The following is a 23,724-nucleotide window of genomic DNA, read 5'->3' on the forward strand; positions in this document are numbered from 1 at the left end:
CAGCCGAGTCGGCCGGACTTGGCGCGCTCGGTGCGGAGCAGGGATCGGTACGACCCTCGTCCGGATGGACATGCGGGCGAGACACCAGTCAGACGGACGCCACCCCAGGCAGGAGGATGATATGAGCTCGATCTATCGCAAGTCTTTGCTGGCCGGCGCACTTGCGGCGCTCGTTGCGGTTCCTATGGGGGCTGCTGCGGGCTCGTACACTGAAGGCCAGACCAAGCACCAGATGCGCTCACCGATGGGAGCTTCAGGACAGGTGCAGTCGATGACCCCGAGCCAATTGCGGGGAACCGAGGTCGTGGATGCGAGCGGTGAACAAATCGGTTCGGTGAAAACGGTCGTCCGTAGTCGCCACGACGAAAACATCCATGCGGTGATTTCCGCAGGCGGTTTTCTCGGTGTCGGCGACAAGGAAATCACCGTGCCGCTCAACCGCATGCGCTACGAGGACGGCAAGCTGCGTCTGAGCGCAAGCCTGGATGAATTGAGGGCAGGGCCCGAGTACCGTCCGGAGCAGTACGTCGAACTGCGGCCGATGGATCAGCCGATCAGCGAATTCTCGGCGCTCGAGCCGATGCCGGACAAGTCTGCGCCTTATCGTGACCAAGGCACTTCGTGGGACAGCGAGCACAAGGCGAACCCGAACGCGCCATATCCGGAGGGCTGGAGGGTCACCCCGTAGTCATTCGGGAATGAGGGCCGGGTGAGGTTCGCCCGAAATACGGCAAAAGCCGGCACACTACTGGTGCCGGCTTTTTTTCGATCGTTGTCCAATACTGCCGGCTCGAGGGAGCAACCGGCGAAGCCCTTACCGTCAGTCTTGCGTGCCGTCGCGGCGCTCTTCCCGAACTTCGCGCACGACCTCGCCCTCGATCACGATTCCTTGGCCTGGTTTCGGACCCCCCCTCCCTTGAGCGGATGCTCTGGCACGCGCCTGGGTGGCGCGCATGGCCTTGCGCAAGTCCCGTGTTTTCCACCAGACATAGCCCCAGATCAGTATTCCCGCTGCCACCACCACTGCGAAGAAGATCACCGAGAAGGTCAGTGCAAGGCCGAAGAGGACCGCGGCAGCTGCGATTGCGCCGAGCTTTTGCAGCAGGCCGACAGGTTTCGACGGGTTGTGGTTGAGGTTTTTCAGAAGGGTTTCGAATCTCGGATCGCGTTGCATGCATCTTCCTGGTTGTGGCTCGATGTGTGAAGTGGACCGCCTGTGGCGAAAAGATTCCCGGCAGCAAGGTTTGCATCGAGGGTGATCGTCAACTTGCGCTACCACCCGGTGGAGACAAACAAGGTCAGCCCATGCAGCAGCAAACCGATTCCGCCTCCCACGATAGTGCCATTGAGCCGGATGAACTGAAGATCGCGACCGACGCTCAGTTCGAGTTCACGGACCAGGTCCTCGTCCTTCCAGCTTCTTATTGTCGAGGCGATGTGGCGGGACAGCGCGTCCCGGAGATCGTCCGCGAGTGCGACCACGGCAGATTCGAGATGGCCGTCGAGAGAGTCGCGCAGGGCGCGGTTTTCGGCGAGAGTCGTGCCGAAGGCGCTTGCGGCGGCGCTGATTCGTTGCCGGAGCCGTGAGTCCGGTTCATGAAGGTCCTCGCGCAGCCAGGCTTTCAGCTCGTCCCACAGGCCGTCCAGGTAGCGCGCCAGAACCGGATGCGTCAATACTTCCAGCTTCGCGGCGTTGACCCGCGCCTTGAAGTCGGCGTCGTTCTTCATGCGGGTGATGAACTCGGCTACCGTTTCGTCGAAGGCCTGTCGACGCGGGTGCTGCGGATCGTCCCCGATATCGTGCAGCCAGCCGTTGATGCCCCTCACGATACCGGCGGCGATCCTGCGGGAGAATTCTTCAGTGTTGGTGACGAGGCCGACCGTCTTCAGGGCCTTCGGGTACTCCTTGCCGGCGATCTCGATGATCATCGCCGCGAAGGCGATCTGCACCTGCGGATCGTCCAGCCAGCGTGCCAATCGTTTGAGCGTAGCGTCGAGCAATTCCTGATGCCGCGCGTCGACCGTCAGGGTGTCGAGGATCTGTCCCGCCACCTCTGATACGTCGATCGCCCGGAGTCGTTCCCCGATCCTTGCAGCCAGCAGACTGCGCACGCGCTCGTCGTCGATGAAGTCCAGCCACCCGGCCAGCACGCCGGCCAGCTTCCCGGCGACGATTTCAGTGTTGTCCCGCTGCCGCAGCCAGCCGGCCAGCCGCTCGGCCGGACCGAACGCGCGGAGCTTGTGGACGAGGGTGTCGGTCGCGAGGAACTTGTCGCGAACGAAGGCCGCAAGGTTTTCGCCGAGCCGCTCCTTGTTTGCCGGAATGATCGCCGTGTGGGGAATCGGCAGCCCGAGGGGATGTCGGAAGAGTGCAACGACAGCGAACCAGTCGGCCAGGGCGCCGATCATCGCAGCTTCGGCAAACGCTGCGACCCAGGCCCAGATTCCGGCCCCTTGTTGCAGGCGGGCGACGACGAACAGCGCCGTGACCGCGACCAGCAGCGCGGCGGCCAGCCGTTTCATCTTCGCCAATTGACGCGCCTTCGTATCCCCCAGTGCGGATGACATATGATGGACTCCGTAGGAGGTGCTCATGAAAACGCCGGGCTTGCGGCGTTGCACGAAGGGTAGCCTGCAATGCGTATTGCGGTAAAACGGTGACGTATACGGGGCGCGACGGCGCCTCCTGACGGGCGCAGCGCTTGCTGGCACGGCATCGAAGTCCGCGGCGAAAGCCGGACTTCGTGACGAAAAAGAACGAGGGAAAGGAAATTGCAATGGGTCCAGGATGCAATAGTCGCGCGAAGCGCCGGATCTTCGCGTTCCTGGGGGCCGCCGCTGTTGCGATACTGCTGTCGTTGCCCGCCCAGGGTGAGCAACCGGCGCGTGGCGAGAAGGTTTCTGCACTCGAAACGAGGACCGGCCTCGCTTCGTACTATGCCCGCAGCCTGCATGGACGCGAAACCGCAAGCGGTGAGACTTTCGATCGGACCGAGATGGTCGCAGCTCATCCCAGCTATCCCCTCGGGACGCACGTGCGGGTGACGAACCGGAAAAACGGGCGTGCGGTTGTGGTTCGCATCAATGACCGAGGGCCGACGAAACCGAGCCGGAAGGAGGGCGTGATCATCGATCTCTCCCCGGCGGCAGCGGCCAGGCTCGGCATGATCAAGGACGGCAGGTCGCGCGTGAAGGTGGAGGTGCTGGAATGGGGTGACGACGACCGGCAGTGATCCAGGTGACGGGGCGTGGGAGACGGGGCCCTTCCACAGCGGAACAAATAAATATCGGAAGATGTCTCAAAGAGGGTTGACGGGTGCGATTACGCCCGTATAATTCGCTCCCTCGCTGCAGCGATGTGGCGGTTCTTTAAAAAGTTGAACAACCGATAAGTGTGGGTACTGGGTTGCTGCGGTGGCCGGATTGTCTTCGGGCAGATCCGGCATTGCAAAGATCGAGTGCTCGCAGAAGTCAGTAAAGATTCTTTGAGTGCTTTGTTGGATTGAACTTAAGAGTTTGATCCTGGCTCAGATTGAACGCTGGCGGCATGCTTTACACATGCAAGTCGAACGGCAGCGGGGGCTTCGGCCTGCCGGCGAGTGGCGAACGGGTGAGTAATGCATCGGAACGTACCCAGTCGTGGGGGATAACTACGCGAAAGCGTGGCTAATACCGCATACGCCCTGAGGGGGAAAGCGGGGGACCTTCGGGCCTCGCGCGATTGGAGCGGCTGATGTCGGATTAGCTGGTTGGTGGGGTAAAGGCCTACCAAGGCGACGATCCGTAGCTGGTCTGAGAGGATGATCAGCCACACTGGGACTGAGACACGGCCCAGACTCCTACGGGAGGCAGCAGTGGGGAATTTTGGACAATGGGCGCAAGCCTGATCCAGCCATGCCGCGTGAGTGAAGAAGGCCTTCGGGTTGTAAAGCTCTTTCAGACGGAAAGAAATCGGGCGGGTGAATAGCCTGCCTGGATGACGGTACTGTCAGAAGAAGCACCGGCTAACTACGTGCCAGCAGCCGCGGTAATACGTAGGGTGCGAGCGTTAATCGGAATTACTGGGCGTAAAGCGTGCGCAGGCGGTTGTGTAAGACAGGTGTGAAATCCCCGGGCTTAACCTGGGAACTGCGCTTGTGACTGCACGGCTGGAGTACGGCAGAGGGGGGTGGAATTCCACGTGTAGCAGTGAAATGCGTAGAGATGTGGAGGAACACCGATGGCGAAGGCAGCCCCCTGGGCCGATACTGACGCTCATGCACGAAAGCGTGGGGAGCAAACAGGATTAGATACCCTGGTAGTCCACGCCCTAAACGATGTCGACTAGTTGTTCGGTGCGGTAACGCGCTGAGTAACGCAGCTAACGCGTGAAGTCGACCGCCTGGGGAGTACGGCCGCAAGGTTAAAACTCAAAGGAATTGACGGGGACCCGCACAAGCGGTGGATGATGTGGATTAATTCGATGCAACGCGAAAAACCTTACCTACCCTTGACATGCCTGGAATCCTGCAGAGATGCGGGAGTGCCTTCGGGAGCCAGGACACAGGTGCTGCATGGCTGTCGTCAGCTCGTGTCGTGAGATGTTGGGTTAAGTCCCGCAACGAGCGCAACCCTTGTCGCTAATTGCCATCATTAGGTTGGGCACTTTAGCGAGACTGCCGGTGACAAACCGGAGGAAGGTGGGGATGACGTCAAGTCCTCATGGCCCTTATGGGTAGGGCTTCACACGTCATACAATGGTCGGTACAGAGGGTTGCCAAGCCGCGAGGTGGAGCCAATCCCACAAAGCCGATCGTAGTCCGGATCGTAGTCTGCAACTCGACTACGTGAAGTCGGAATCGCTAGTAATCGCAGATCAGCATGCTGCGGTGAATACGTTCCCGGGTCTTGTACACACCGCCCGTCACACCATGGGAGTGGGTTTCACCAGAAGTAGGTAGCTTAACCTTTCGGGGAGGGCGCTTACCACGGTGAGATTCATGACTGGGGTGAAGTCGTAACAAGGTAGCCGTATCGGAAGGTGCGGCTGGATCACCTCCTTTCAAGAGAAGAGGCCGCGGCGACGCAGTATCCACAACTTATCGGTTGTTCAGGCAACGAGAGCCTCGAAGGCATGAGGGTCTGTAGCTCAGCTGGTTAGAGCACCGTCTTGATAAGGCGGGGGTCGTTGGTTCGAACCCAACCAGACCCACCAAGCGATCAAGCGGGGGATTAGCTCAGCTGGGAGAGCACCTGCTTTGCAAGCAGGGGGTCGACGGTTCGATCCCGTCATCCTCCACCAGTGTTCGGGGTGGGTAGAGGCGTCGGAAAAGGGCTAAGCCGTGCGGATCGTCGGGTCCGCAGGGCTTAGGCCTTGGCAGGTTTTTGAGGCTGCGTTCTTTAACAAAGTGGAAGAAGTAAAGTGTGCGACAGTGGGCCGCGAGGCGCGCTGTTGCATGGGTTGGTGTGATTGCATTTTTGCGGTCATTGGCGCTTTGAACCAGCGGCCGGTGACTGCGCACAAGCGTGAGTTCGTCTATGGCGGTGGTGCCCTGGCAACAGGGTCCATGGTTATAGGATCAAGCGACTAAGTGCATGTGGTGGATGCCTTGGCGATCACAGGCGATGAAGGACGTGCAAGCCTGCGAAAAGCGGGGGGGAGCTGGCAATGGAGCTTTGATCCCCCGATGTCCGAATGGGGAAACCCACTCCTTTTGGAGTATCCCGCGCTGAATACATAGGCGTGTGGAGGCGAACGCGGCGAACTGAAACATCTAAGTAGCCGCAGGAACAGAAATCAACCGAGATTCCCCAAGTAGTGGCGAGCGAACGGGGAGCAGCCTGCACGACTAAACCAATTACTTAGCAAAACGGTCTGGAAAGTCCGACGATACAGGGTGATAGTCCCGTATGCGAAAAGTAGCTGGCGGGTCTGAGCGTGCGACAAGTAGGGCGGGACACGAGAAATCCTGTCTGAAGATGGGGGGACCATCCTCCAAGGCTAAATACTCGTGATCGACCGATAGTGAACCAGTACCGTGAGGGAAAGGCGAAAAGAACCCCGGGAGGGGAGTGAAATAGATCCTGAAACCGCATGCATACAAACAGTGGGAGCCTCCTTCGTGGGGTGACTGCGTACCTTTTGTATAATGGGTCAGCGACTTACGTTCAGTAGCGAGCTTAACCGAATAGGGGAGGCGTAGGGAAACCGAGTCTGACAAGGGCGGCTGAGTTGCTGGGCGTAGACCCGAAACCGGATGATCTATCCATGGCCAGGATGAAGGTGCGGTAACACGCACTGGAGGTCCGAACCCACTAATGTTGAAAAATTAGGGGATGAGCTGTGGATAGGGGTGAAAGGCTAAACAAATCCGGAAATAGCTGGTTCTCCCCGAAAACTATTTAGGTAGTGCGTCGTACGGACACTTGCGGGGGTAGAGCACTGTAATCGTTGGGGGGGTCACTGCGATCTACCCCGCGATAGCAAACTCCGAATACCGCAAAGTGATATACGGCAGACAGTCCTGGGGTGCTAACGTCCTGGGACAAGAGGGAAACAACCCAGACCGCCAGCTAAGGTCCCAAATACATGGCTAAGTGGGAAACGAAGTGGGAAGGCCCAGACAGCTAGGAGGTTGGCTTAGAAGCAGCCATCCTTTAAAGAAAGCGTAATAGCTCACTAGTCGAGTCGTCCTGCGCGGAAGATGTAACGGGGCTCAAGCCATGAACCGAAGCTGCGGATCTCGCAAGAGATGGTAGGGGAGCGTTCCGTAAGCCTGCGAAGGTGTCTCGAGAGGGATGCTGGAGGTATCGGAAGTGCGAATGCTGACATGAGTAGCGATAAAGGGTGTGAAAAGCACCCTCGCCGAAAGCCCAAGGTTTCCTGCGCAACGTTCATCGACGCAGGGTGAGTCGGCCCCTAAGGCGAGGCAGAAATGCGTAGTCGATGGGAAACGGGTCAATATTCCCGTACCGGTCCTAGATGCGATGGGGGGACGGAGAAGGTTAGGCCAGCCGGGTGTTGGATGTCCCGGTTTAAGCGTGTAGGCGTGCCCCGTAGGCAAATCCGCGGGGCTGAGCTGAGGCGTGATGACGAGGGCTCTTTGAGCCCGAAGTGGTTGATACCATGCTTCCAGGAAAAGCCTCTAAGCTTCAGTCTAGGATCGACCGTACCGCAAACCGACACAGGTGGGCAGGTAGAAAATACCCAGGCGCTTGAGAGAACTCAGGAGAAGGAACTCGGCAAATTGATACCGTAACTTCGGGAGAAGGTATGCCCCGTTAGCTTGTAGGAGTACATCCGAAGGGCGAAGGGGCCGCAGAGAATCGGTGGCTGCGACTGTTTATTAAAAACACAGCACTGTGCAAACACGAAAGTGGACGTATACGGTGTGACGCCTGCCCGGTGCCGGAAGGTTAAGTGATGGGGTGCAAGCTCTTGATCGAAGCCCCGGTAAACGGCGGCCGTAACTATAACGGTCCTAAGGTAGCGAAATTCCTTGTCGGGTAAGTTCCGACCTGCACGAATGGCGTAACGATGGCCACACTGTCTCCTCCTGAGACTCAGCGAAGTTGAAATGTTTGTGAAGATGCAATCTCCCCGCGGCAAGACGGAAAGACCCCATGAACCTTTACTGTAGCTTTGCATTGGACTTTGACGGGACTTGTGTAGGATAGGTGGGAGGCTGTGAAACGGGAACGCCAGTTTCCGTGGAGCCAACCTTGAAATACCACCCTGGTGTCGTTGAGGTTCTAACCTTGGCCCGTGAATCCGGGTCGGGGACCGTGCATGGCAGGCAGTTTGACTGGGGCGGTCTCCTCCCAAAAGGTAACGGAGGAGTACGAAGGTCGCCTAGACACGGTCGGACATCGTGTTGATAGTGCAATGGCAAAAGGCGGCTTGACTGCGAGACCGACAAGTCGAGCAGGTGCGAAAGCAGGTCATAGTGATCCGGTGGTTCTGCATGGAAGGGCCATCGCTCAACGGATAAAAGGTACTCTGGGGATAACAGGCTGATTCCGCCCAAGAGTTCACATCGACGGCGGAGTTTGGCACCTCGATGTCGGCTCATCACATCCTGGGGCTGTAGCCGGTCCCAAGGGTATGGCTGTTCGCCATTTAAAGTGGTACGTGAGCTGGGTTTAAAACGTCGTGAGACAGTTTGGTCCCTATCTGCCGTGGGCGCTGGAAGTTTGAGAGGACCTGCTCCTAGTACGAGAGGACCGGAGTGGACGCACCCCTGGTGTACCGGTTGTGACGCCAGTCGCATCGCCGGGTAGCTAAGTGCGGAAGAGATAACCGCTGAAAGCATCTAAGCGGGAAACTCGCCTCAAGATGAGACTTCCCCGGGGCCTCGAGCCCCCTGAAGGGTCGTCGAAGACCACGACGTTGATAGGTCGGGTGTGGAAGCGCAGCAATGCGTTGAGCTAACCGATACTAATTGCCCGTGAGGCTTGATCCTATAACCCTGGATCGAACACCGCGACAACTCACCGAAAAACGCATCACACCAACAACACCCCACACACTTTGCTTCTCCGCTTTGTTACCCTTTACAGTCTGACGACCATAGCGTCCTGGCACCACCCCTTCCCATCCCGAACAGGACCGTGAAACAGGACCGCGCCGATGATAGTGCCTAAACGGGTGCGAAAGTAGGTCATCGTCAGACTACCCTTTGCTCTGCACAAAAGCCGCTTCCCCTCCCCGGGAAAGCGGCTTTTTGCTGTCCAAACGCCGCAACCGGACACGCCCGCGACTTCCGCGCAAGCGCTACGTCGCCGGGGCGGAAAGAAGACGCAGGCCCTCGGGCCGTGCTCCGACCGTGCTCCACCCCCTGTCTCGACAGCCTCCGGTTTCAGAACCCCTTCGTCACGACCACCCGGCTCTGCCCGCCGGGGATGCGTTTGACGTGGATGCGCGTGCCGATGCGTTCAGTCATTTCCTGCACGTGCGATATCACGCCGACCATGCGTCCCATGGACTGCAAGCTGTCGAGTGCATCGATTGCGACCCGCAGCGTGTCCGAATCCAGGCTGCCGAAACCTTCGTCGATGAACAGCGACTCGACCTGCACGCGGTGCGATGAGAGGGACGCGAGGCCTAGCGCGAGTGCGAGGGAAACCAGGAATGATTCGCCGCCCGAAAGCGAATGGACGGAGCGTTGCTCGTTGCCCATGTCCTGATCGACCACCATTAGCCCCAAGCTGTTCGGTACGCGTTCAAGCCGGTAGCGTCGCGCGAGATCCTTGAGGTGTGCGTTGGCGTAGGCGAGCAGGATGTCCAGCGTGAGCTGCTGCGCATAATTGCGGAACTTCTTGCCATCGGCGGCGCCGATGAGTTCGTTCATCTGCCACCAAATGCGGGCCGCCCGAGACTGGGCCTCGATCGCCTCGACGAGCTTCGCGGAATGCTCACGAACTTCGGCGTCGCGCCGCAGTGCGAGTTCGAGCTCGACGAGTTTGTCGCGCAGGGCTCCGATGCCAATGACGGTCGCAGCGTGTGCGGCTTGTAGTGCGTCCGGCGTGTCGGCGACCGGTGACGGCGCAGGCGCCCGGCCACGCTCATGCGCTTCGCGCAAGTGGCGCATCCTGTCGAGGCCGCCGTTCGCGCTCGCGACCGTTGCCTCGAGTTGCTGCAAGGCTTCGCGCTCGGTGGTGATCCATGTTGCGTCCAATAGCAGGAGGAAGCGCAGGGCGGGCAGGTCGAGATCGGCGATCTCCACCTGCCGGTTCTGCTCCCGGTTGAACGCCACGAGCCAGTCGTCGAGTGTTTCGACGGCGCAGCGGGCGGATTCGGCGATCGCTGCCGCTTGCCGGCCCAGCTCGGCGTGGGTCGACTGGCGGCTGGCGAGTTGCTGTCCGGCCTCCTTTGCCGCCTGTTCGCATGCGTCCCGGCGCTGGCGTGCAGCAGCCAGGGCGTCATCCAGCGCAGCTTCGATTTCGGCAACGGTCAGGGTGTCGGCAGGTAGCGGAGTCGGCGGGTCGGATTGAGCCGCGAGGGACCTGCCGGCGAAAATCGCGCGCCGGGCAGCCTCTTTCGTGTCGAGCGTGCGGCGAAGCTCCTTGGCTGCCGCGTCTGCCTGCCGTTGCCGCAGATTTGCCTGTTCGACAAAGCGTGCAATCCCGGCCGCTTCGGTGTCGAGCTTGGCGATCTCCCCTCGCAGCGTCGTCGCGGCATCCGTTTGTGTGCACCATTCGGTGACGAACGCACGACAGCCGGCGTGGTACGCAGCGGGATCCGCTTCCCAAGCCGCACGCCACGTGTGCTCGTCGCCTGCCGGAAGATTTGCGGCGTCCAGCTGGGCTAGCAGATCTGTGAGGCGGGTTTCGGACTGTGCCTGTATTTCGGCGGCGGACTGGAGGGCGGCGGCTGTCCGGTCGGCAGCCGACTGCAGCCGCATGACGGCCGTGCGGACGTCATGCTCGGCACTGCGGCTGCCGTCGAGAGCCTGCTGCGCCACCTGCCGTTTTTCCTGCGCGCGGCGGTATGCCGCTTCGTCAGTGGCGAGGCTCTGCGCAGTGCGGCAAAGTTCCGTGTTGCACGCTGCCAGCCACGCCGATATCGCCGCACCGTCGTCAGCCGGCCTTGGCGAGAAAAACTCGCCGAGGTCACGCAGGGCATCACGCCACGCGTCATGCAGCACCGCCAGCTGCTGATCGAGCGCCGCGACTCGGGGCGCGATTTCCGCCTGCTGCCTGTCGCGCCCCGCGGTGTCCTTGGCGAGTGCCTGCTCCTCGATTGTCAGCGCGTGCAGCATGCTTTGACAGCGTTCACGTTCCCCAGCTAGCCGGGTGAGCGCGTCATCGAAAGCCGGATGCTGGGCGACATAGGGGTGATCTGCGCTGCCGCACACGGGGCAAGGCGCGTCCGGCCGAAGTTGCGTGCGCAACGCTTCGACGCTCGCCTGCGTTGCCTCGAACACGACTTTCCAGCCCAGGTCGGCCTGCGCAAAAGAAGCTTCTGCGGCCGGCCGTAGCGCGCGGAGTTCCGCGCCGTGCATCTGGTTGGCTGCCACGGCTTGGCGCTGCGCCTCGCATTGACTGGCCAGATCGTTTCGCTGCGCTTGGAGAGCGCACAAATCCCGCCAGGTGCGCTCGGCGGACTGGATGGTCTGCTGCTTTGTCTCCAGCCCGGATCGGCGCGCCGCGAGCGTCGTGACGTCGAAGCATTTGAGCGCGTTCGTCGCTGTTGCCACTTCGGTTTCCTGCCGCGCCAGTTCCTTCGCGGTGGCGGACTGCGTGATCACGGCAGCCTTCAGCGCGTCGGCCTCGCTGTGGGCCTGCTGTGTCAGCTGCTGCAGCTTTGCGCGTGCGGCGAGTCGAGCGCGGCGTTCGATTGCCGCGTGCTCGAGCAGCGAATCCCACTTGATCCAGCCCTCTGCCAGCGGTGCGAGCTGCCCGGAGGCAGCGAGCCATGCCTGCGCGGCTTCGAGCCGGGCGAGCCGGGCGCTGTGCGCTGCGGCGTTGCTATCGGCATCGTTGCGCGCTTTGGCGAGCGCCGCCGCGGCTTCTTCGTGTGCGCGTGCAGCTTTCGTATGTTCCGGACGCAGCGCGGCGATTTCGGTGTCCAGTTGCCGCGCACGAGCGATCAGCGGGTGGAAGTGCTGCTGCACCGATTCGGCTGCGGCGAGGGCAGTATCCGCGGCAATCCGGCCGGCGTTCGCTGCCGCGAAGAGGCTGGCAGCGGCTTCGACTGCCGCTGCGGCCTGTGCCATGCGGGCGGTGGCGCTGTCTTGTTCGCGCGCCAGCCGCTCGGTTTCGGCGACCATTGCGCGGGCCGGCTGAACCGCTTCGACGCGCGCGAGATGTCCGCGCCGCGGGTTGGCGGTTTCGCGCTGCGTGAGTGCCCTGTCGAGCATCGCGCGAGCTTCGGCTTCACGCTCCCGCGCCAGATCGAGGTCGCGGTGCCACTGGAGCTGCGTCTGCAGCTGCTTTTCCAGCACTTCCTGCTCGGCGAGCGCAGCTTTCGTACTGGCCCGCGCCTCGTCGAGGTGCGTACGTTCTTCCGCGGCAAGCGGCTGCTGGTGCTCGAGTTGCGCCTTCAAGGCTTCGAGCTTCTGTTGCTCCCGCTTGTTGCGCTCGTAGGCGCGCCGCGACAGCACTTCGAAGCGGTCGGTGGCGGTGAGCGTCTGCAGCAGCGTCGCCCGCTCGTCTTCGCCGGCCTTGAGAAAAGTGAAGAACTCGTTCTGCGCGAGAAGCACGGCGCGAGTGAATTGCTCGAACGAAAGCCCGATGCGCGCAGCGATGGCCGGCAGCACCTCGGACTTCAAGCGCCCGCCAACCGGCTGCAGATCCTCGATGCGACACAGCGACATCTCGGACTGCTGCAGCTTGCCGCTCGCCTTGCTGCGTGCCCGGCGCACGCTCCAGCGGGCACGGTAGCCGACGCCGTCATTGCCGCGGAAATCGACTTCCGCCTGCGCTTCGGCGCAGCCACGGCGCAGGATATTGCGCCGGTCGTTCGGCAAGGTCGTTTCCGTTCCGACGTCGGGCAGCTCGATGCCCCGTCCGCCGGCGTTGCGCAGACGCGGCGTGTCGTCGAAAAGCGCGAGGCACAACGCGTCGAGCAGCGTGCTTTTGCCTGCGCCGGTGGGACCGCTGATCGCGAAAAGCCCGGTTGAGGCGAGCGGCTCGGCCTGGAAGTCGATTTCGAACGCGCCGGCCAGCGAGGCGAGGTTGTTGCCGCGGATCGCGAGGATTTTCATGCGGACGCCCCCTCGGCGGGCTCGATCGCGAGTTCGGCGAAAGCCGCTGCGAGCGCGCCGAGCAGAGCTTCGTGTTCCCCGGGATCGCCGCTGAGGCGCTGTTCGCACAAGCGCGCGAACACCGTTTCCGGCGCGAGCCGTTCGAGGTCGCCGAGCGACATTGCGGAACTGGCGGGCGCATCGCCCCGCGGCGAACTGGCCGGGTCGATGCGCGCGAGCCGCACCGGCTTGCCGGCAAGCGCCGCCTCGATTCGAACGCGCAGCCCCGGCTCGGGAGCGTCGAGCCGCACGCGCACTTCGAGGTAGGGATGGGCGTGGGCGGGACCGTCGGCTGCGACGCCCGGATCGAGCGCTTCGAGCAAGGGCAGGACTTCGTCGATCGACGCATGGGTCTTCGGCACGCGGATCAGCTCGACGCTGCGCGGCACGCGTACCGGGCGAATTTCGGCGACTGCTTCGCCGTCGAGCTCTACGCACATGACCTGGTGCGGATAGTCGAGTTCGGCGAACGACATCGGCAACGGGCTGCCGCTGTAACGAATGTGGTCGCGGCCGCCGACCGCTTGCGCCAAGTGCAGGTGCCCGAGTGCGACATAGGCGATCGCCGCGTCGAAAATGCCGGCGGGGAGCGCCTCGGCGCCGCCGACGACGATGCGTCGTTCCGAGAGTTCCGAGAGCTTGCCGTGGGCCATATGGCAATGTCCCATTGCGACGATCGCCTGCCCCGGCTGGCGGCGTGATTGCGCCACCGCAAGCGCCCGGCGATAAAGCTCGGCGACGCCCGCGAGATACGCGTCGTGCTCGCCTTCGCCTTCGTGGTCGACGCGGGGCACGTCGCCCGGGCGCAGGAACGGGATCGCGAGGCACCACGCGGCGACAGTCCCTTCGCGATTCTTCAGCGGCACCACCAGGCGCTCGACGTCGATCGACTGATCGGGACGGCGATGGACGTGGCCGACGACGGCCGCGTCGAACAGCTCCAGGAACGGTGAAGTCGCTTCGAGCCGCCCCGGCGAGTCGTGATTGCCGGCGATGATGACGATCGACAGATGGGGCATGCGCTCGCGAGCGGCGGTGAGGAAACGGTACAGCTGGTGCTGTGCGCCGGCCGACGGATTCGCGTTGTCGAAGACGTCGCCGGCGATCAGCAGGACATCCGGCCGCTCGGTGGCGATCAGGGCCAGCAGCCAGTCGAGGAATTGCTGATGCTCGTACGTGCGGTCGAAGTCGTGCAGGGATTGGCCGAGATGCCAGTCGGAAGTGTGCAGGAGCCGCATCGGGAGCTTGATTCCTTTGTCCGGGGTGCGCCGTATTGTGCCCCAGTCCGGGTTGCGGTATCGATACGATGTCACCGGAAGTGCCTCCCGCAGCGGCCGCGACGACGAGTCGACACACGGCATCCAGGCGTGACGGGCGGGAAGTTCGGCCGACTGCGACAACGAGCGGTCCACCGCGCCGTACGGTACGATGCGAGTCGTTCCTCCGCACGGGCTCCTGCCAGATCCGCAGGGTTCGATAGCGGCACAACAAGGTCCGGCGGAGGCGGGATGAACAATCCGCTTTCGTCCGCCGACAAACAGGGAAAACGATGAGGAAAGCCCAGGGAATCGGGAGCATCCGAGGCTTGGCATTGGCCGTATGCGCGCTGCTCGCAGGCTGCGCTGCGGTCCCCGAGCCGGTCGTCGAGGTCCAGGCGCCGGCCCCGGTCGAGGTGCGGTTGCCGAAAACCGTTCGCGCACCGGCCGCGCCACCTGCCCCGCCGCGTGTGCCCGTCAAGCGCCCCACGGTACCTGCGGCATCGGAGCCGCCCGAGGTGATTTTCCCGCCGGCGCCGGTGGGCCCGATCGCCGCGCCGCGCTACCCGGGCCGCCAGCAGGGCGTCGCACGGGTGCTGGAGCTGCTGCCTCCGAGCGTGACGCGGGACAGGGACGGCTGGGCTGCGGACATCTTCGCGGCTTTTGTCGCGTTGCGCCTCGCGCCGACCGCCGAAAATTTCTGTGCCGCGATTGCCGTCATCGAACAGGAGTCGGGCTTTGTCGCCGATCCGGTGGTGCCGGGGCTGTCGCGCATTGCGTGGCGCGAAATCGAGGCGCGTCGCCAGCGTTTCCGTATCCCGAAGCTCGCGCTCGATGCCGCACTGGCGAAACCGTCCCCGAACGGCCAGACGTACAAGCGCCGGCTCGATACGCTCCGCACCGAGCGGGAGATGAGCCTGCTCTACGACGACATGATTGCCGAGCTGCCCGGCGGCCGGTTGCTGTTGAGCGGCTACAATCCCGTGCACACCGGCGGGCCGATGCAGGTCAGCATCGCGTTCGCCGAAGCGCATGCACGGACCGCAGGGGAATACGGCGGCGGAGTCGGCAAGGGGCTGCGCAACACGGTATTCACGCGTCCGGGCGGGCTCTATTTCGGCATCGCGCACCTGCTCGACTACCCGGCGCCGTATCACGACCCGCTGTTTCGCTTCGCCGATTTCAACGCGGGGCATTACAGCAGCCGCAATGCGGCATTCCAGCAGGCGGTGGCGCGACTGGCCGGCGTCAAGCTGGTCCTCGACGGGGATCTGCTGCGTTACAAAAACGGGGAACCGAGCGGCCAGGCCAGCGCGACGCAGAAGGCGGTGACCGCGTTGTCCGGGCGGCTGAAGCTCGATCCCGCGGAGATCCTTGCGGCGTTGCGGCAGGAAAAGCGCGAGTCATTCGCGCGGACCCAGCTTTACCTGCGCGTCTTCGCGATGGCCGACCAGGCGGCCGGAGCCCGCGTGCCGCGCGAAGCGATGCCGCGCATCGAACTCAAGAGCCCGAAGATCCAGCGCAAGCTGACGACTGCGTGGTTTGCCGAGCGGGTGCACATGCGCTATCGCGCCTGCATGAAGCGCGCGCCGGTCGCCTGACGCCGACGGGGGTTCCGAAAGGTGCTCGTCGTGCCGGGCAGAAGGAGATCCAGCAATGCGAACACATTCCTGGCAGCGGGCCGGTCGCCCGAAGCGGCTCGTCGTGGCCGGCACGATCGCCGGAATCGTTGCCGGAATCGTCGCGACGGTTGCGCAACTCGCGTTGTGGTGGATCTTCTCCGACGCGCTGCCCGCAATCCTCTTTCGCGATGCCCGGCTCGCGGCGGCCATCGTCATGGGGCCCGGCGTGCTGCCGCCGCCGGCGACATTCGATGTCGTCGTGATGCTCGTTGCGACAGTCGTACATTTCGCCCTGTCGATCATGTACGGCGTGGTGCTCGCGCCGCTGGTCGCCACGCTCGATGCCCGGCGGGTGTTGCCGGCGGGCAGCGTGTTCGGCCTCGCGCTGTTCGTGCTGAACATGTACGGCTTCACGCTCGTGTTCCCCTGGTTCGATGCCGCGAGAGACTGGATCACCGCCGCCGCCCACGTCGTGTTCGGCGCCACGGCGGCCGCTGTCTGCCGGCACCTGTCGACGCGATAGTGCGGCAGATGTCCTGCCATCCGCGTGCCGCGTTTGCGCCGCCCCGAATCGGGGAATAGACTGCTGTCATTGTTCCACCCCCTCTCCGGAGCATTGCCATGACCACCATGAAAGCAGCCGTCTTCAAAGCACCCGGTCGCATCGAGCTCGTCGATAAGCCGCTTCCGCAGGTCGGTCCGAACGACGCCCTGGTCCGCATCACGACGACGACGATCTGCGGCACCGACGTTCATATCCTGAAAGGCGAATATCCGGTCGCGACCGGCCTGACGATCGGCCACGAGCCGGTCGGCGTCATCGAGCAGCTCGGCAGCAACGTGCAGGGCTACGTCGAAGGGCAGCGCGTGATCGCGGGCGCGATCTGCCCGAGCTTCACGTCTTACGGCTGCCAGGACGGCGTGCCGTCGCAGGATGGCGGACATGTCGGTCACGGCTACAAACCGATGGGCGGCTGGCGTTTCGGCAACACGATCGACGGCACCCAGGCCGACTACGTGCTGGTGCCGGACGCCATCGCGAACCTCGCCCCGGTTCCGGACGGCCTCACCGACGAGCAGGTGCTGATGTGTCCGGACATCATGTCGACGGGCTTTGCCGGTGCCGAAGCCGCGAACATTCGCATCGGCGACATCGTCGCGGTGTTCGCACAGGGACCGATCGGCCTGTGCGCGACCGCCGGCGCGAAGCTGCGCGGTGCGAGCCTGATCATCGCCGTCGACGGCGTCGACGAACGTCTGCGAATCTCGCGCAACATGGGCGCCGACGTGACGCTGAACTTCCGCGAAGTCGATGTCGTCAGCGAAATCCTCAGGATCACCGGCGGGCGTGGCGTGGATGCGGCGGTCGAGGCGCTCGGCCTGCAATCGACGTTCGAATCGGCGCTGCGCGTGCTCAAGCCGGGCGGCACGCTGTCGAGCCTGGGCGTGTATTCGAGCGACCTGACGATCCCGCTCGGCGCTTTCCATGCCGGCCTTGGCGACAACAAGATCGTCACGTCGCTGTGCCCGGGTGGCAAGGAGCGCATGCGCCGGCTGATGAACGTCGTCGCGTCCGGACGCGACGATTTCGGCGCTCTTGTGACGCACACCTACAAGCTCGACGACATCGTCGCCGCCTACGACCTGTTCGCGAACCAGCGCGACGGGGTGCTGAAGATCGCGATCAAGCCGTGATGCGAGCGGCAGCGGCCGATGCGCCGCTGCCGCCTCAGTGTCCGGCGAGCAGGTGGCCGAGCCGCTGGGCTTTGGTGCGCAGGTAGTTCGCGTTGTGCGGGTTCGGCTCGATGATGTGCGGCACGCGCTCGGCGACCGTGATGCCGTACTGCTCGAGTGCGGCGACCTTGCGTGGATTGTTCGTCATCAGCCGCAACGAGGCGATGCCGAGCTCGCCCAGCATCGAGGCGGCGACGGCGTAATCGCGCGTGTCGGCGTCGAAGCCGAGGAGGTGATTGGCTTCGACGGTGTCCGCCCCTTCGTCCTGCAGCGCATAGGCGCGGACCTTGTTCAGCAGGCCGATGCCGCGGCCTTCCTGTCGCAGGTACAGCAGGACGCCGCGCCCTTCGGCAGCGATCGCCGCGAGCGCCGCTTCGAGTTGCGGGCCGCAGTCGCAGCGCCGGCTGAACAGGGCGTCGCCGGTGAGGCACTCGGAGTGAACGCGGGTCAGCACGGGTTTGCCATCGGCGACTGCTCCAAGCGTCAGCGCGACATGCTCGCGCCCGGTCGCCGGCTCTTCGAAGCCGTGCATCCGGAAAATTGCCCAGGGGGTCGGCAACCGGCATGAAGCGACCAGGCGGGTGTTCCGCTGGTCGGTTTCATCGGTGCTCGCAACCGGCCCGGCGTTTCGGGTATCCGCGGTGTGCATCGTGATCTCTCTTCCATTACGGGTGGCGGCCGGAGTCATCGGAGGACCTGGGTGGAGGTTTTCCCAACGTCCGTGCGAGGCCCGTCGTACCGCTTTCAACGAGAAGGTGACGTGTGCGCGCAGATCGGTCAACTGCAAAATGCGTGCTTTCGTCGCGCGCCGCGCTCGATCGGTCGCAGAAAAGCGGCTGTGTCCGACGCTGTGTCCTAATATTGGGAGACGCGACGGCAAACGATCGCCGAGTTGCTGACGGAGGGATGATGCATACGCCTACACCGCCGGTGCCGGGTCCCCAACCGGATCCGGCACCGGAGCCCGACCCCGTGCCCGACCCGAGCAAAGACCCGGATCCGGAGACGGACGACGATACCGCGCAAGTGACCCGCGGACACCTGAAGAAAGGGGTGATCCTGAGCGCTTCACTCGCATAGGGGGGAATATGCCGGCGAAAGGGTGGGTCTGGTTGAGCTTGCTGCTGACGGCCACACTGTCCGCCGGGTCCTCCGCCCCGCCGAAGGCGCAACGTCCGATCGTGGTCGGCCTGCCGGCCGGCTTCGATGCGAAGGCGCCCGCCGCACCCTACGACGGACCACATCCGTCGCGGTTGCAGCGTCCTGCCGAGACGTTCCGGTTTCCGATAAGGCTCGGCCAGGTAGGGCCGAGCGAAGCCCTGTTTGCCGGTCCCACACAGTATCCGTTCGTTTGCGATACCGAAGCTTCCGGCCTGGGTCAACCGCTGGTGGACAATCATGCCGGAGTCGGCACGCCGGTCGTCTCGAAGGCCGCGACGGTCTTTGCGAACCCCGCACCGATCGGCTACAGCCAGGACTGTCTGGCGCGCACGCGGGCCTGGTATTACTACAAGCCGCGGGGCAAGGAAAAATTCGAGCGGTGGTCGGAAGCGGTGCGGGACGTCGACAGCGTCAGCATCAACGGTACCCCGGTGCCGTTCATCGTGCGCGTCGAAATGGGCACGATCAACCGTTTCGTCTACGTCATTGCGGCGCTGAAAGGGCCTCATGAAACTCTCGCTGCCCCGAGTGCCGCGCACTGGAACGGCCGCCTGATCTACCAGTTTTCCGGCGGCGTCGGGATCGGGCACCGGCAAGGCAGGGTGAAGCCTTCGAGAGTCCTCGAGGGGCGGCGCGAGCAACTGGCGCAGGGCTATGCGGTCGTCGCGTCGACCGGCACGACGACTTCCACTCATTACAACATCTGGCTGGCCGAAGATACCGCGTTGCGCGTAAAGCGCCAGTTCGTCGCGCTATATGGCGAACCGGAGTATACGATCGGCGTGGGCGGGTCCGGTGGCGCGATCCAGCAGTATCTGCTGGCGCAGAACCGTCCCGGCCTGATCGATGCTGCGATTGCGCAGTATTCGTATCCCGACATGGTCACCCAGACCATCTGGGCGTTCGATTGCGAACTGCTGGAGTATTACTTCGACAGGACCGACCGCCGCAATCCGCTGTGGCACCACGCCGAACACCGGCAATGGGTCGAAGGTCTCAACGCCCGCAACGATTACCAGGGCGAGGGCAAGGCGAGAGCCATCGCGACGACGACCCGGCTCGCCCTGCTGGCCGGTGAGCGCCGGGTGGCGGACGCCGAGGGTCAGACTGAATGCGTGGTCGGCTGGCGCGGGCTGACGCCACTGGTGCTGAACCCGCGCTTTGCGTTCATCGAGGACCGACTTGCCAGACGGGTGTTCAGGCGTGTGCAGTGGAGCTATTTCGAGGATCTGAAGGATTTCTACGGCACCGATGCGCAGGGCTATGCGCGCATCCCGTGGGACAACGTGGGAGTCCAATACGGCCTGCGGGCGCTCCAGCGTGGGCAGATCGACGTCGAGCAGTTCCTGCGCCTCAATGCCCGTGTCGGCACCTGGAAGCCCGTCGCCGAGATGAAGCGCGAGCGTTTCTGGATCCTGCGCGGAGCCAGCAGCGATCTGGATGATTTCTCGCCGTGGAGCGCGCACAACATGAATCGCGGCAAGACCCGCGACGCGCCGGCGCCGCGCTTCGAGGGCGATCGCCTGGCGATGGCGGCAGCGTATCGATCGGGCCAGGTCTTTCTCGGGCGCCTCGACATTCCGGTCATCGACGTGCGCCACTATCTGGAACCGGTGCTGGACATGCACCATGCTTCGGCGTCCTTTTCGGTGCGCGTGCGGCTCCTTGCGGCACAGGGGGAGGCGGGAAACCAGGCGATCTGGGTCAGCGACAGGAAGCACGATCCGACTCCCGAGGCCTTCGCGGCGATCGAGCGATGGCTCGCGGCCAGACGCGCGCGTCCCGAACAATCCTGGTCCGCGCTGCGTCCGGCGGCCGCGAGCGATCGTTGTATCGATGCGCAGGGCAGGACGATGTTCAGCGGCGATCGGGTATGGGACGGTGAATGGAACCAGCGTCCGCCCGGCCCGTGCATGCAGGCCTATCCGATCTACGACAATCCGCGCACCGTCGCGGGCGACAAGATACGTGGCGATCATTTCAAGTGCGCGCTGCAGACGGTTGGCGAAGCGCTCGATGCCGGGCTCTACGAACCGATCGACATGCGTCCCTACCGGGCGCGACTGGAGCGGATCTTTCCGCAGGGCGTCTGTGACTACCGACAGGCCGATCAAGGCCGCCCGGCCGATCTGCCGGAGGCGGACGGCACCGGCTGAAAGCCTGCCGCCTGTCCGTGCAAGAGACTGCGGCACACCGTGCCACCCCGCGCGGGCCGCAGCCTTGCTCTCAAGAAAGCGCCGGGCAGCCCCAGGTTTTCTTGCCCTCCTCGGGGGGCGGAAACGGCTAAGCCGTTTCCTGGGGACGCTCAGAACGGCGTGACGAGCTTGAACCACGCCTTGTCGCCGCGGAAGCGGTTCTCGGCTTCGGTTTCGTGTTGCCACTGCGCGACCAGCAGCGTGCCGCCTTTCGTCGTGTAGCTGACGCTCGGGCCGATCGCGAACACTTCGCCGCGGCGCCCGGCGGACCATGGGCCGATCGCGGCCGGGATCTTGCGGCCGTCGAGCTCGTCGTCGGTCGTCTGCTTCACGTAGTAGCCCGACAGGCCCGCCCCCCAGGGCCCGAAGCGCTTGCCGACGAGGTAGTCGATGTGGAGTTCGTCGCCGGACTCGTAGTCCATCTCCGGCGCTCCCGGTGCGGGGCGGAAGTCGTTGTTCTTCGCCTTGATGTTGTACATGAACTTGCCCGATACCTCCCAGCCGCTTTCCGACAGCCATGTCACGGCGAACACCGGCTCGACACTCCAGTAGTGCGCGCCGATGCTCTTTCGCGGTTTGCCCGACTTGTACTTGCCGGTCGGCGCGTAGAAGTCGAGCACGGCGACCCAGCGCCAGTTGCCGGAATGCCATGAGATGGCGAGCGGCGAAAATACCAGGTCACCCAGTCCGGTGACCGTCTTGCTGCCGGCGCCGAGCTCCAGTTCCTGGTGCACGACCGGCAGGATCGCGTGCACCGCCCAGTTGCCGCCGAGGATCTGCTGGTTCGTGACCTTGACCCAGCGCAGCGCGTCGAACCATGCGGTGACGGAGGCGCCGGGCACTTTGTCGCCGTCGCCGTCGCGCAGGTCGCCGTCGTAATAGCCGAAGTAGTTCAGAAAATAATCGCCCGGCGGCGGCAGCGCGCCAGCGAGCCAGTTCTCGCTGCCGTGGGGGTATTGATCGCCGCCTTCCTTTGCGCCCGCACTTGTCGCAACGAGTGCCGACAGGGCGATCGCAAGGCCGATTTTGTTCATCCTCATGTGTCTCCTCCTTGATGTCTTATTGCTCTGCTCACTGCAATGCCCCGGCCGGAACGAGACGGCGCAATGGCCCGTCTCGTCCCGGCCGGAACGGTCGAACATCTTCGACCGTCGGCAGCCCTGCGCGGACCCACGGCTGCGAATGTGGTGCTCACGCTATCTATCTTGCGGTCATCGTCCGGAGGCCCGGCTGGCGGCCCCATTTCCACGGTGCCGTGACGTCCTCGATGACGTCGAAAAACCAGCGGTCGAGCGGCGGCGCGTCGACGGGCGGGCGCTGCACCGGCAGCTGGCCGGGAGCGATCAGGCAGATCTCGCCGGCGTCGTCGCCGGCAACCGGTTCGCCGGCGATCGAGTGCGCGCGGTAGGCGAGGATCACGGCGCGAACGCCGGTCTGCGAATATGCGCCGACGAAGCCGTCGACGACGACCTCGAGCCCGCTTTCCTCGCGCGCCTCGCGCACTACCGCCTCCTCGAGCGACTCGCCGAGCTCGACGTAGCCGCCCGGAGGCGCCCAGTAGCCGGCCAGCGGTTCGAGCTTGCGGCGGATCAGCACCAGCCGGCCCGCATGTTCGATGATCCCCAGCACGACCGGCGCCGGCTTGTGGAACGCGGTATGGCCGCACGCCGGACAGGTCTCGCGGTCCCGGCCGTGGATCGGCGCGACGGTCAGCGGGGTGCGGCAGTGCGGGCAGAATTGCAGTGACATGTCGGTCTCCTGTGGGGGGTCACGCCGGAACGTCGGGGAGGAGCGGATGGGGCGCGGCGCCGACGCAGGGAGACATCGGCAGTCCGCCCCGCCAGCCGGTCACGACATGCAGCTGCACCGCGTCGCCGTCGGCCAGGCCGAGCGTGTGGCGCACCGGCAGCGGCGCGATGACCTCTAGTTTGTCCGGCGGGTAATCGTCCATGTCCGGCAGCACCAGCGCGCCCGAAAGGCGCCCGGCAAGGCGCACCGGGAAGCACTTTGCCGCGCACAACCCGTGCCGCGGCGTGATCGCGATGCCGCGCGTGGCGAGCAGCCGCAGGCGCAGCGCCTCCCAGCGCGCGCCGTCCATGCGCAGGTTGAACGTGCCGGGGCAGGGGGCGAAGCCGAGCCTGGTGCGGAATTCCTCGACGACCCAGTCGATCGTGGTAAATCGCGTGCCTTCGCCGAGGCCCGAGCAGACGACGCCTTGGAGTTTGACGGTTGTGCCGGTTTCACGCATCGCTCGCCCTTGTGCTCGATAAAAAACGTTGCCGATTCGTGGTCTTGCAGGCGGAAAACGAAGTTTCGGCGTAGCCGAAAGCGAAGCGCCTTCCACCGGATTGCAGTTGCCGCGAGCCCAAACGCCGCGAATGCCGCCTTCGGCTCATCCGCCCTGCGGCGGTTGCGGTCGGTCGAGCCCATCGCCTCAGTCCGAACGTGCTTTCGCGTGCTCGCGTTCCTCGTTGCCGGTCCAGCGCCCGAACAGGTCGACGTCGAGGTCGAACTGGTCGAGCACTTTCGTCACCGATTGGTTGATGATGTCGTCGAGCGTCTTCGGCCGGTGGTAGAACGCCGGCAGCGGCGGCACCAGCACCGCGCCGGTCTCGGTGACCTGCGTCATCAGCCGCAGGTGTCCGAGATGCAGCGGAGTTTCGCGGATCATCAGCACGAGCTTGCGGCGCTCCTTGAGCGTCACGTCGGCGGCGCGGATCAGCAGGTTCGTGTTGAACGAGTTCGCCACTGCCGACAGCGTCTTGATCGAGCACGGCGCGATGATCATGCCGGCGTGGCGGAACGAGCCGCTCGCGATCGACGCGCCGACGTCGTTGATGTCATGCACGCAGGAGGCGAGGCGCTTGACGTCGTTGATCGAATAATCGGTCTCGTAGACGATCGTGCGCTTGGCCGAATCCGACATCACGAGGTCGGTGTCGACGCCGATTTTCTTCAGCACCTCGAGGATGCGGATGCCGTAGATCGCGCCGCTGGCACCGGAAATTCCGACGACTATTCTCATTTTCAG

Annotated in this window: 15 protein-coding genes, 2 tRNA genes and 3 rRNA genes; 11 read left to right on the forward strand and 9 right to left on the reverse strand. The window is 63.9% G+C overall.

The window, feature by feature from the left end:
* The first annotated feature begins 121 nt into the window (after positions 1 to 121).
* Entirely contained in the window at positions 122 to 688 is a 567-nt protein-coding gene (locus EBN1_RS08695) for a PRC-barrel domain-containing protein (RefSeq protein ID WP_041646069.1), read from the forward strand.
* Between the two features lie 132 nt (positions 689 to 820).
* Here the strand turns inward: EBN1_RS08695 and EBN1_RS08700 are convergent, their stop codons facing one another.
* Both EBN1_RS08700 and EBN1_RS08705 read right to left on the reverse strand, forming a co-directional pair.
* Positions 821 to 1,174 (reverse strand): CPBP family intramembrane glutamic endopeptidase, encoded by a 354-nt coding sequence (locus EBN1_RS08700; protein WP_041646071.1) that lies wholly within the window; start codon positions 1,172 to 1,174, stop codon positions 821 to 823.
* Between the two features lie 98 nt (positions 1,175 to 1,272).
* A complete protein-coding gene (locus EBN1_RS08705) occupies positions 1,273 to 2,595 on the reverse strand; it encodes a DUF445 domain-containing protein (RefSeq protein ID WP_241762831.1) in 1,323 nt (440 codons plus the stop codon).
* A gap of 149 nt (positions 2,596 to 2,744) precedes the next feature.
* On the opposite strand from EBN1_RS08705, the gene EBN1_RS08710 reads away from it, so the two are divergent.
* From EBN1_RS08710 to rrf, 6 genes are all read left to right on the forward strand, one after another.
* On the forward strand, positions 2,745 to 3,233 hold the full coding sequence (locus tag EBN1_RS08710) for a septal ring lytic transglycosylase RlpA family protein (RefSeq protein ID WP_197531858.1): 489 nt from the start codon (positions 2,745 to 2,747) through the stop codon (positions 3,231 to 3,233).
* A gap of 271 nt (positions 3,234 to 3,504) precedes the next feature.
* Positions 3,505 to 5,042 (forward strand): 16S ribosomal RNA (locus EBN1_RS08715).
* Positions 5,043 to 5,117: 75 nt separating this feature from the next.
* A tRNA-Ile gene (locus EBN1_RS08720) sits at positions 5,118 to 5,194 on the forward strand.
* Positions 5,195 to 5,205: 11 nt separating this feature from the next.
* Positions 5,206 to 5,281 (forward strand) — tRNA-Ala (locus tag EBN1_RS08725).
* Positions 5,282 to 5,556: 275 nt separating this feature from the next.
* Positions 5,557 to 8,441 (forward strand): 23S ribosomal RNA (locus EBN1_RS08730).
* A 97-nt stretch (positions 8,442 to 8,538) separates the two neighbouring features.
* Positions 8,539 to 8,651 (forward strand): 5S ribosomal RNA (rrf, locus tag EBN1_RS08735).
* The 16S, 23S and 5S rRNA genes sit together here with 2 tRNA genes alongside, the layout of an rRNA operon.
* Positions 8,652 to 8,837: 186 nt before the next feature.
* Here rrf and EBN1_RS08740 read toward each other — a convergent pair.
* The gene (locus EBN1_RS08740; RefSeq protein ID WP_011237582.1) at positions 8,838 to 12,686 is read right to left on the reverse strand and encodes an AAA family ATPase; all 3,849 of its coding nucleotides are present in this window, start codon (positions 12,684 to 12,686) and stop codon (positions 8,838 to 8,840) included.
* A complete protein-coding gene (locus EBN1_RS08745) occupies positions 12,683 to 14,038 on the reverse strand; it encodes an exonuclease SbcCD subunit D C-terminal domain-containing protein (RefSeq protein ID WP_197531859.1) in 1,356 nt (451 codons plus the stop codon). Before EBN1_RS08745 ends, EBN1_RS08740 begins: the two co-directional genes overlap by 4 nt.
* Positions 14,039 to 14,310: 272 nt before the next feature.
* On the opposite strand from EBN1_RS08745, the gene EBN1_RS08750 reads away from it, so the two are divergent.
* The 3 genes from EBN1_RS08750 to EBN1_RS08760 all read left to right on the forward strand — a co-directional run bounded on the left by EBN1_RS08750 (position 14,311) and on the right by EBN1_RS08760 (position 17,298).
* Positions 14,311 to 15,582, forward strand: a complete 1,272-nt coding sequence (locus tag EBN1_RS08750; protein WP_241762832.1) for a DUF1615 domain-containing protein — start codon at positions 14,311 to 14,313, stop codon at positions 15,580 to 15,582.
* A 55-nt stretch (positions 15,583 to 15,637) separates the two neighbouring features.
* Positions 15,638 to 16,126 carry a hypothetical protein gene (locus tag EBN1_RS08755; protein ID WP_011237586.1) on the forward strand — a complete coding sequence of 163 codons (489 nt, stop codon included), beginning with the start codon at positions 15,638 to 15,640 and terminating at the stop codon, positions 16,124 to 16,126.
* 98 nt (positions 16,127 to 16,224) lie between these two features.
* A complete protein-coding gene (locus EBN1_RS08760; RefSeq protein WP_011237587.1) occupies positions 16,225 to 17,298 on the forward strand; it encodes an NAD(P)-dependent alcohol dehydrogenase in 1,074 nt (357 codons plus the stop codon).
* Positions 17,299 to 17,332: 34 nt separating this feature from the next.
* Here the strand turns inward: EBN1_RS08760 and ribA are convergent, their stop codons facing one another.
* Positions 17,333 to 18,025, reverse strand: coding sequence for a GTP cyclohydrolase II (gene ribA, locus EBN1_RS08765; RefSeq protein ID WP_479682067.1), 693 nt, complete (start codon positions 18,023 to 18,025; stop codon positions 17,333 to 17,335).
* Positions 18,026 to 18,425: 400 nt separating this feature from the next.
* Here ribA and EBN1_RS08770 point away from each other — a divergent pair, with 400 nt between their 5' ends.
* Positions 18,426 to 20,654 (forward strand): DUF6351 family protein, encoded by a 2,229-nt coding sequence (locus EBN1_RS08770; RefSeq protein WP_041646076.1) that lies wholly within the window; start codon positions 18,426 to 18,428, stop codon positions 20,652 to 20,654.
* 149 nt (positions 20,655 to 20,803) lie between these two features.
* On the opposite strand, the gene EBN1_RS08775 is transcribed toward EBN1_RS08770, so the two are convergent.
* From EBN1_RS08775 to EBN1_RS08790, 4 genes are all read right to left on the reverse strand, one after another.
* Positions 20,804 to 21,733, reverse strand: coding sequence for a SphA family protein (locus tag EBN1_RS08775; protein ID WP_011237591.1), 930 nt, complete (start codon positions 21,731 to 21,733; stop codon positions 20,804 to 20,806).
* Between the two features lie 160 nt (positions 21,734 to 21,893).
* A complete protein-coding gene (locus tag EBN1_RS08780; RefSeq protein WP_011237592.1) occupies positions 21,894 to 22,442 on the reverse strand; it encodes an NUDIX hydrolase in 549 nt (182 codons plus the stop codon).
* A 19-nt stretch (positions 22,443 to 22,461) separates the two neighbouring features.
* The gene (locus tag EBN1_RS08785; RefSeq protein ID WP_011237593.1) at positions 22,462 to 22,941 is read right to left on the reverse strand and encodes a DUF120 domain-containing protein; all 480 of its coding nucleotides are present in this window, start codon (positions 22,939 to 22,941) and stop codon (positions 22,462 to 22,464) included.
* Between the two features lie 186 nt (positions 22,942 to 23,127).
* Positions 23,128 to 23,718 (reverse strand): UbiX family flavin prenyltransferase, encoded by a 591-nt coding sequence (locus EBN1_RS08790; RefSeq protein ID WP_011237594.1) that lies wholly within the window; start codon positions 23,716 to 23,718, stop codon positions 23,128 to 23,130.
* Positions 23,719 to 23,724: the final 6 nt, after the last annotated feature.

It is taken from the genome of Aromatoleum aromaticum EbN1 (assembly GCF_000025965.1).
GTDB classification, from domain to species: Bacteria; Pseudomonadota; Gammaproteobacteria; order Burkholderiales; family Rhodocyclaceae; genus Aromatoleum; species Aromatoleum aromaticum.

Bases quoted from the DNA above. Each gene is read 5' to 3' on its own strand.
- EBN1_RS08775 (WP_011237591.1), bottom strand. From the start codon at position 21,733: ATGAGGATGAACAAAATCGGCCTTGCGATCGCCCTGTCGGCACTCGTT.
- EBN1_RS08760 (WP_011237587.1), top strand. From the start codon at position 16,225: ATGACCACCATGAAAGCAGCCGTCTTCAAAGCACCCGGTCGCATCGAG.
- EBN1_RS08755 (WP_011237586.1), top strand. From the start codon at position 15,638: ATGCGAACACATTCCTGGCAGCGGGCCGGTCGCCCGAAGCGGCTCGTC.
- EBN1_RS08780 (WP_011237592.1), bottom strand. From the start codon at position 22,442: ATGTCACTGCAATTCTGCCCGCACTGCCGCACCCCGCTGACCGTCGCG.
- EBN1_RS08705 (WP_241762831.1), bottom strand. From the start codon at position 2,595: ATGAGCACCTCCTACGGAGTCCATCATATGTCATCCGCACTGGGGGAT.
- EBN1_RS08695 (WP_041646069.1), top strand. From the start codon at position 122: ATGAGCTCGATCTATCGCAAGTCTTTGCTGGCCGGCGCACTTGCGGCG.
- EBN1_RS08790 (WP_011237594.1), bottom strand. From the start codon at position 23,718: ATGAGAATAGTCGTCGGAATTTCCGGTGCCAGCGGCGCGATCTACGGC.
- EBN1_RS08785 (WP_011237593.1), bottom strand. From the start codon at position 22,941: ATGCGTGAAACCGGCACAACCGTCAAACTCCAAGGCGTCGTCTGCTCG.
- ribA (WP_479682067.1), bottom strand. From the start codon at position 18,025: ATGACTCCGGCCGCCACCCGTAATGGAAGAGAGATCACGATGCACACC.
- EBN1_RS08700 (WP_041646071.1), bottom strand. From the start codon at position 1,174: ATGCAACGCGATCCGAGATTCGAAACCCTTCTGAAAAACCTCAACCAC.
- EBN1_RS08740 (WP_011237582.1), bottom strand. From the start codon at position 12,686: ATGAAAATCCTCGCGATCCGCGGCAACAACCTCGCCTCGCTGGCCGGC.
- EBN1_RS08770 (WP_041646076.1), top strand. From the start codon at position 18,426: ATGCCGGCGAAAGGGTGGGTCTGGTTGAGCTTGCTGCTGACGGCCACA.